The sequence below is a fragment of the Brevundimonas sp. genome (genome assembly GCF_032107865.1).
Taxonomy (GTDB): domain Bacteria; phylum Pseudomonadota; class Alphaproteobacteria; order Caulobacterales; family Caulobacteraceae; genus Brevundimonas.
Genome location: NZ_DAMCNG010000127.1, coordinates 1 through 8,074 on the forward strand (window position 1 = coordinate 1; position 8,074 = coordinate 8,074).

Genomic DNA, 8,074 nt, shown 5'->3' on the forward strand with positions numbered 1-8,074 from the left:
AGGCGGAGGCGGCGGACGAACCGTCAGCGGGCCGGGCGGCGCAGGCGCGGCCGGCGTGGTCTGGCTGACGGCGGTGGGGTGAGCGCCATGATCAGACGCCTGCATCGCATCATCGACGCTGAGACGCCCCTGTCGCTCGGCGAACTCGAACCGCTGCTGGACGCCGAGGCCTGGGCCGCGCCCGAGCGCCTCTCGACCGACGACTGTTTCGATCACCTGGGCGGCGACTGGCGAAGCTCGACCGCGCCCCATGACCCGGAGGACGGGCAATGACGTCCGAGCATCAAGATAAGCCGGCGGCGCGCCCGCAGGAGCTAGCCGAGGGCCGCTGGCTGTGGCGGCGTCTCTATGTCTATGCCGCCAGCCTGGCGTTGTGGCTGCTGTTGCGGCTGGCGGTGACGCGGGCGACGGCGGCGGACCTGCCGCGCATCGCCGAGGGGCTGATGGGGCTGATCGCCCTGATGCTGTTGCTCTATCTGGTGGCGCCCAGCGCCCAGCAGATCGTCAATCTGGCGCGGTGGCGTGTGGGAGGCAGGCCATGAGCTTTCGTCTGTCGCAACGCTCGCGCGAGCGGTTGAAGGGCGTCCATCCCGATCTGGTCGCCGTGGTCGAGGCGGCGACCCTGCTGACGCCGGTGGACTTCATGATCACGGAGGGGCTGCGGACGCCTGCGCGCCAGGCGGAACTGGTGCGGACCGGGGCCAGCCGGACGCTGAACTCGCGTCACCTGACGGGTCATGCGGTGGATGTCGCCGCCTGGATTGATGGCGGGGTGCGCTGGGACTGGCCGCTGTATCCGCGCATCGCCGAGGCGTTCAAGGCGGCGGCGAAGGACAGGGATGTGGCTCTGATCTGGGGCGGAGACTGGCCGCGTTTGCGCGACGGACCGCATTTCGAACTGGATCGGAGGGCCTATCCATGACGGGGCGCTTCCTGCGGGTTCTGACGCCGCTCGGGTGGTGGGCGATGGTGTTGGCGGTTGGCCTGATCTTGCTCATCGTCGGGCGGGGGTTGGGCTTGCGGTGGGATCCGCTGCACCTCCAGGCGCGGCGGATGGAGGCAGCCCAACAGCGCTTCGGCCAGGCGGAATCAGAGGCGACCGCCCGCAGTCTGGAGGCCGCCGCACGCGGTCGCCAGATCGAGGGTCTCGACGCCTTTCACCGCAACGCCAAGGCCGTGACGCAGACGACCGTCGCGGCTGAAACTCGAGCAAGGACTGCTGATGATGCCGATACGCCCCTGGACCCTGATCGCGCTCGGCGCCTGCGCGATCATGACCGCGAACTGTGCCGCGTCGCGCCCGCCGTCGCCGGTTGCGCCGCCCCGGTTGATCCTGGCTGAGGCGGCGACGCAGTCCTGCGAACTGGCGATGTTGCCCGAGCGTCCGACGGCGGCCGATCTGGAGGCGGTCTATGTGAGACGCGGCGCGCAGGTGGCGGCATGCGACGCCGCCCGGCGCCTGGCGGTGGAGACGCTGCAGGCCGAACGGAGCTTGATTGACGCCTGGGTGCAAAGGCGTGACGGAGCCGGGTCGATATTGCCGGGCGACTAGGCAGAAATCACCGACCTGCCGCCTTGGTGGGCAGATATTGCCGAGTTCGTCGATGTGCTTCTTTGAGCTTAATGTCGAAAATTCAAGGAGATGCTGCGGGCCAGGCTCTGCGTAAGCCTGGCCCGCTCCTTGCGACGTAAGCATCCGAGCAGAATGCTCCCGGCAGCCAAAATGGCGTCGGACATCGTCTGAAGACAAAGGACAGCCAAAATGGCTAACAGCATCAACACCAATGCTGGCGCTCTCATCGCCCTGCAAAACCTGAACGCGACGAACCGTGACCTGAACGTCACGCAAAACCGCGTGAACACGGGTCTGAAGGTCTCTACGGCCAAGGACAACGGCGCGATCTTCGCCATCGCCACCGCACAGCGCGCCGAAATGGGCGCTCTGGACTCGGTGAAGCAGTCGATCCAGCGCGGTCAGTCGATCGTCGACGTGGCCCTGGCCGCCGGCGAAACCATCACCAAGGCCCTGGAAGAACAGAAGAGCCTGGCGGTCGCCATCGCTTCGTCGACCGGCGCGGCACGGACGGCCTACCTGGCTGACTACAACGCCCTGGGCGGTGAAATCACCAAGGCCCTGACCGGCGCGACCTTCGACGGCGTGAACCTGTTCTCCAACACGACCCAGCAGTCGGTTCTGACCAGCACCTCGGGCGCGACGCAGAACATCGGCACGGGCGCGGCGATCACGGTCGCTACCACGGCCACCCTGGCGGCTCCGGCGGACGCTACGGCCGCTCAAGCTGCGATCACGGCCGTCGACACCGCCATCAGCGGCTTCACCGCCGAACTCGGCAAGCTGGGCACCCAGTCGAAGTCGATGGAGCGTCAGCTGACCTTCGTCAGCAAGATGCAGGACTCGCTGGAAGTCGGCATCGGCAACCTGGTCGACGCCGACCTGGCCAAGGAAAGCGCCCGCCTGACGGCTCTGCAGACCAAGCAGCAGCTGGGCGTGCAGGCGCTGTCGATCGCGAACCAGTCCAGCTCGATCCTGCTGGGCCTGTTCCGCTAACGCTGAAGGCGGCGGCTGAGGCCGCCGTCTGACCACCTCATCGCTATCGAGCAGAATGCTCACCGACGCCAAAACGGCGTCGGCCATCGTCTGAAGACAAAGGACAGCCAAAATGGCTAACAGCATCAACACCAATGCGGGCGCTCTTATCGCCCTGCAAAACCTGAACGCGACGAACCGCGACCTCAACGTCACGCAGAACCGCGTTAACACCGGCCTGAAGGTCTCCACGGCCAAGGACAACGGCGCGATCTTCGCCATCGCCACGTCGCAGCGCGCCGAAATGGGCGCTCTGGACTCGGTGAAGCAGTCGATCCAGCGCGGTCAGTCGATCGTCGATGTGGCCCTGGCCGCCGGCGAGATCGTCACCAAGGCTCTGGAAGAACAGAAGGGTCTGGCGGTCGCCATCGCTTCGTCGACCGGCGCGGCTCAAACGGCCTACCTGGCTGACTTCAACGCCTTGGGCAATGAAATCACCAAGGCTCTGGGCGGCGCCAGCTTCGACGGCGTGAACCTGTTCAAGGCGAACACTGCGGCTGTCGACGTCCGCACCGGCACCGGCGCGGGCGACACCTTCACCGTGAAGGCGATCGCTGGGGCCGACACCGCTGTCGTCACCGCTGGCGGCGCGACGGCCGTGGCTGACGCCACGACCGCCGCTGTCGAGGGCGCGATCACGGCCTTTACCGCCGTGCTGGGCGACCTGGGCACCAAGTCCAAGTCCATGGATCGTCAGCTGACCTTCGTCAGCAAGATGCAGGACTCGCTGGAAGTCGGCATCGGCAACCTGGTCGACGCCGACCTGGCCAAGGAAAGCGCCCGCCTGACGGCTCTGCAGACCAAGCAGCAGCTGGGCGTGCAGGCGCTGTCGATCGCGAACCAGTCCAGCTCGATTCTGCTGGGCCTGTTCCGCTAATCCGACGCGGTTAAGGAAGGGGCGGGCCGCTGGTTCGCCCCTTTCTCGCATCGTTGAGACGGGAGGCGCGGCAGGTCCGCGCAGAGGGATATGGCTGACAATGTCGCAGGAGTATCCAGCGTAACCTACCTTGATCGCGAGCCGCAGGGCGTAGCGGTCGAGCCGAAGCCTGCCGCCCGGGCGCAGCAAGACGCAGCCGATGACGCCGGCCGTTACCGGCTGACGATCGAGCGTGAGGCGACGGGCTATGTCTACAAGACCCTGGATCGCGTGACCGGCGAGGTGATCCGCCAGTTCCCGCGCGAGGAAGTGCTCAAACTGCGTCAAAGCCCGGCCTACGACGTCGGGAAGATCATCAAGACCGAGGCTTGAGCTTCGCGTTCAGGATCTCAACGCCCCTCGGCATCGCCGGGCGGCGTTAATAGGCGTTGCGACGGCGTTAACCATACGCTCAGGAATCAGCGTCACTAATGCTCGCCAGAATCGGACTGAGGCGAGAACAGCCATGAGCAACAGCGTAATCACCAATGCGTCGGCGCTTGTCGCGCTTCAGAACCTGAACGCCACCAACTCCAAGCTGGCGGCGACCCAGAGCCGGGTGAACACGGGCTTGAAGGTGCAGGGCGCGCGCGACAACGCCGCCACCTGGGCCGTCGCCCAGAACCAGCGCGCCGACATGAATGCGCTGGAATCGGTCAAAACCAGCCTGAACCGCGCGACCTCCATCGCCGATGTCGCCTTGGCCGCTGGTCAGCAGATATCCGACATTCTGGTGGAGCTGCGCCAGAAGGCCACGGCGGCGGCTGATCCGTCGGCTTCCGACGCGACCCGCAAGGCCTATAACGACGAGTTCCAGTCGCTGCTGAAGTCGCTGCAGTCGTTCGCAGACAACGCCGCCTTCGACGGCGAGAACATTTTGAACGGCAAGGTTCCGGGCGTGACGCCGACGCCGAACCCGTTGACGCCGTTGAACTTCCTGGCCAATGCGGATGCGTCCGAGACGATCACCATGAACCGCCAGGACATGTCGCTGCGCGGCCTCGCTTTGGCGACGGCTGGGGCTGCACCGACGGACCCGGACGTCATGCCTGAACTGCTGACACAGGCGGATGCGGCCACGGCTCTGACGGCTGTCGAGACCGCGCTGGCGACGGCCAACTCCCGACTCGCCGAACTGGGCGCCCAGTCCAAGCAGATCGAGAAGCACACCCAGTTCGTCACCAAGCTGATGGACTCGCTGGAGGTCGGCGTCGGCAACCTGGTCGATGCGGACATGGCGCGCGAAAGCGCGCGCTTGCAGGCTCTGCAGGTTCAGCAGCAACTCGGCGCTCAGGCGCTGTCGATCGCCAACCAGGCGCCGCAGATCATCCTGTCGCTGTTCAAGGGTTGATCGCGGCCCTAGCCCAGCCGCCGGTGCGCGCCGTGTCCTAGCGACAGGGGAGGCGGCCGACGGCGGGTCGGTCGGGGGATCAGGCCATAGAGGCTCATCAGCCTCATCAATATCCAGCGCACACGTGACATGGGTGGTCTCACCTCGGCTGTGGCGAGGCGAAAACGACGCCGTCAGGCGCCGGTTCCTCGCGACGGTTAAACAGTTCGTTACCGCTGTGGGCGATGCTGGCGGGCGGAGGTTTGCGTGGCGGCGATCAACAACAGCTATCTGCTCGGTCTTTTCGGCACGGGGACGGGTCTCGGGAGCCTGCCTTCGGCCGCGCCTGCGCCGAAGCCCAAGACGCAGCCGACCGCGCCCTGGACGCTGACTCCCAAGGAAAAGCCGAGCCAATCGGACCTGCTGCGCTCGGCGCTGAGCGGGCGCAAACTCGTCAACGAAGAGAATGCGGTCCTTGACGTCAAAGGGGCCTCATCCGGCGACTATCGCAAGATCTTCGCCATGTATCAGGGGCTGACCATGCTGGAGGCTCTGACGACGCGGGCGGGCGAGCGGGGCGTGGGGCGGTTGGAGGCGGATCAGTTGTCGCGCCGGTTCGCCTCGGGCGTGGCCGAGATGACGGACTTCCTGGCCTCGGCCCAGTTCGACGGCGTACGTATCGTGCAGGGGGTCTCGGCCTCTCAGAGCCAGTCCACGGCGGCCGTCGCGCGCGACAATTCGAAATATCTGACCGGCCCGATCCATGACGGCGCCCTGACCGACCCGGTCGCGGCCTTCCAGGGCGACGTGCGCTTCGGCGTCACGGTGAAAACCCTGACGGGAACCCAGACGGTCAACATCGACCTGGCCGAGATGGGATCGACGCCGCGCACCATGGATGCGGTGCTGGAGCACATCAACGGCAAGCTAGAGGCGGCGGGCGTGCAGACCCGCATCCATCGCCAGATGATCGAGGCCGAGCCGCGAACCGTGAAGGCGGGCGACAAGACCATCACCCTGCCTGCAGGGCCCCCCCGCTGGGGGCTCACGGTCAGCGGAACCTCGGTGGAGACGATCAGCTTCGTCCCGACTGTGGCGCGCGATTCGATCCAGGTGGTGCAGGGCGCCGGAACCAAGGGCGCCCATGAGGTGCTGAAGTTCGACCCGGACGGCAATCCGGTCGCCAGCGCGGGCGGCGAGAGTTTCTGGGTCGAGGGCCGCAGCGGCGTCTCCAACCTGCCGGACGGCGTCGAGACGGTGCGCGCCAGCGCCGCGGGGGCGGACGGCTCCATGTGGATCGTGGCCGACGTCAACGTCGGTTCCTCGACGCAGCCGATCAAGGGCCAGGCCGACGTCGTCCTGATGAAGCTGGATTCGGCGGGTAATGTGGTGGTCAGCCGAGCTCTGGGCGCGGCCTCGAAAGCCAGCGGTTACGCCATCGCCGTGGATGCGGACGGACGGGTAGCGGTGGCCGGCTCAGTGGTCGGCGCCCTGGTTCCGGGCGAGGCTGGAGCCTCGGCCACGACGGCGGACAGCTTCGTCACCATCTTCGACGACGAGGGCCGCGAGCAGTGGACGCAGAGGCGCGGCGCCAGGGCCGAGGACGAGGCGACGGCGGTCTCCTTCGGCGCTGACGGCCGGGTCTATGTGGCGGGACGCGCCAAGTCGGCCATGCCGGGAACCTCGGCCGTGGGCGGCTGGGACGGTTACGTCCAGGCCTTCAGCGAAAGCCAGATCCACAGCCTGGCGCCGATCAAGGCGACGGCGACCGGCGCGGCCCAGTTCGGCACGGCGGGGGACGACAACGTCCAGGCCATGACCATCGACGGCGACAATCTCTATACGGCGGGCGTCGAGAACGGCGCCTTCGTGCTGCGTCACTTCCGCGTCGGCCCGACGGGCGCGCCGGAACTGTTGAGCGTGCGCGACCTGGGTGCGTCCTCGGGCGGCGAGATCGCGGGTCTGGCGGTAGCGAACGGGCGGCTGATCGTGTCGGGCGCGACCGGCAACGGCGCTCTGAACGCGGGTCAGGCCGCCAACGCGCACGCGGGAGGCCAGGACGCCTTCGTCGCCACGCTGTCCACGGATCTGGTCGCTTCGGGCGCGGATCGGCTGACCTATTACGGCGGCGAGGGCGACGACACCGCCGCCGACGTCAAGGTGCATGACGGCAAGGTCTGGCTGACCGGCGTCTCCGACCGCCCTCTCGGCGCCAAGAAGGACGATCCCACGCGCGGTTATCTGGCGCGGCTGGACGCTCAGACCGGCCAGGTGGAATGGAGCCAGACCTGGACGGCGGCCGAGGGGCAGGCCAAGCCGCTGGCCCTGACGGTTTCCTCCGGCGGCGCCAGCGTTCTGGACCGGCTGGGCCTGCCGCAGGGCGAGATCGACCAGAGCGATTCCAAGGCCCTGGTGGACGCCACCGCCGTGCGCGCGGGCGATCGCTTCTATGTGCAGAACCCCGCGACCGGGCGGCAGACGGCCGTGACCATCGAGGCCAAGGACACGCTGCAGTCCCTGGCGCGCAAGATCGAACTGGCCTCGGGCCGTCATCTCAAGGTCACGATCAAGACGGATCGGGATTACCTGACCGGCATGGACGGCGACACGCGCGTGACCAGCGGCGGCGTCCAGCGCCTGTCGATCACCAGCGCTGACGGGCGGGCGGGGGCCGTGCTGATCCCTGGTGAGGGCGGACGCGACGCCTTGGCGGGGCTGGGCCTGACGCCCGGCTTCATCGGCAAGTCGGCGGACGACAAGAAGAAGACCTTCGGCGTCGACCTGTCGCCGCTGCTCAACCTGTCCAGCGCCGAGGCGATCGCCAAGTCCAAGGATCAGGTGCAACTGGCGATCAAGGCCATGCGCGACGCCTATCGCGCCCTGTCGCCCGAAGCGTCCAAGCCGCCGGTCACGGGGCAGGCGCCGGCCTATCTGCAGGCTCAGCTGGCCAACTATCAGGCCGCCCTGGCGCGACTCACAGGCTAAGCCGGGATGAACGGCGCTTTCGGTTGACGGCCGTAGGGCGGACGGGGTTAGTGGGGCCTTCGTTAGCGTTGAGAGCTGCATGGCCCTTTCCAAAGACAATCGCACGGTCCTGATCGTCGGCGCCGGCCTGGCCGTCGTCGGCGCGGTGGCGGCCGCCCTGGTGTTCAGCGGCGGGCGCGACGGACCTGTCGAGGCGCCGCCGGCGTCCAAGGGAGGGCTGACCATCGACGTCGCC

General features: G+C 67.4%; 10 protein-coding genes. All 10 read left to right on the forward strand.

The annotated features are described in order from the left end of the window. The first annotated feature begins 87 nt into the window (after positions 1 to 87). The 10 genes from RT567_RS10990 (at position 88) to RT567_RS11035 (ending at position 7,839) form a co-directional block, all read left to right on the forward strand. Positions 88 to 273: a hypothetical protein gene (locus tag RT567_RS10990; protein ID WP_313576413.1), complete on the forward strand. Its 186-nt coding sequence runs from the start codon at positions 88 to 90 to the stop codon at positions 271 to 273. Continuing rightward, a complete protein-coding gene (locus RT567_RS10995) occupies positions 270 to 542 on the forward strand; it encodes a hypothetical protein (RefSeq protein ID WP_313576414.1) in 273 nt (90 codons plus the stop codon). Before RT567_RS10990 ends, RT567_RS10995 begins: the two co-directional genes overlap by 4 nt. Beyond that, positions 539 to 922, forward strand: coding sequence for a M15 family metallopeptidase (locus RT567_RS11000; protein ID WP_313576415.1), 384 nt, complete (start codon positions 539 to 541; stop codon positions 920 to 922). Before RT567_RS10995 ends, RT567_RS11000 begins: the two co-directional genes overlap by 4 nt. Next, on the forward strand, positions 919 to 1,341 hold the full coding sequence (locus RT567_RS11005; protein WP_313576416.1) for a hypothetical protein: 423 nt from the start codon (positions 919 to 921) through the stop codon (positions 1,339 to 1,341). The genes RT567_RS11000 and RT567_RS11005 overlap by 4 nt, the downstream gene beginning before the upstream one ends. After that, positions 1,328 to 1,552, forward strand: a complete 225-nt coding sequence (locus RT567_RS11010) for a hypothetical protein (RefSeq protein ID WP_313576417.1) — start codon at positions 1,328 to 1,330, stop codon at positions 1,550 to 1,552. Before RT567_RS11005 ends, RT567_RS11010 begins: the two co-directional genes overlap by 14 nt. A 210-nt stretch (positions 1,553 to 1,762) precedes the next feature. Then, on the forward strand, positions 1,763 to 2,569 hold the full coding sequence (locus RT567_RS11015) for a flagellin (RefSeq protein ID WP_313576418.1): 807 nt from the start codon (positions 1,763 to 1,765) through the stop codon (positions 2,567 to 2,569). A 112-nt stretch (positions 2,570 to 2,681) separates the two neighbouring features. Next, on the forward strand, positions 2,682 to 3,485 hold the full coding sequence (locus RT567_RS11020) for a flagellin (protein WP_313576419.1): 804 nt from the start codon (positions 2,682 to 2,684) through the stop codon (positions 3,483 to 3,485). A gap of 90 nt (positions 3,486 to 3,575) precedes the next feature. Further along, entirely contained in the window at positions 3,576 to 3,857 is a 282-nt protein-coding gene (locus RT567_RS11025; RefSeq protein WP_313576420.1) for a flagellar protein FlaG, read from the forward strand. A gap of 133 nt (positions 3,858 to 3,990) precedes the next feature. Then, positions 3,991 to 4,875, forward strand: coding sequence for a flagellin (locus RT567_RS11030; RefSeq protein WP_313576421.1), 885 nt, complete (start codon positions 3,991 to 3,993; stop codon positions 4,873 to 4,875). 246 nt (positions 4,876 to 5,121) lie between these two features. Continuing rightward, the gene (locus RT567_RS11035; protein WP_313576422.1) at positions 5,122 to 7,839 is read left to right on the forward strand and encodes a transcriptional regulator; all 2,718 of its coding nucleotides are present in this window, start codon (positions 5,122 to 5,124) and stop codon (positions 7,837 to 7,839) included. Positions 7,840 to 8,074 lie beyond the last annotated feature (235 nt).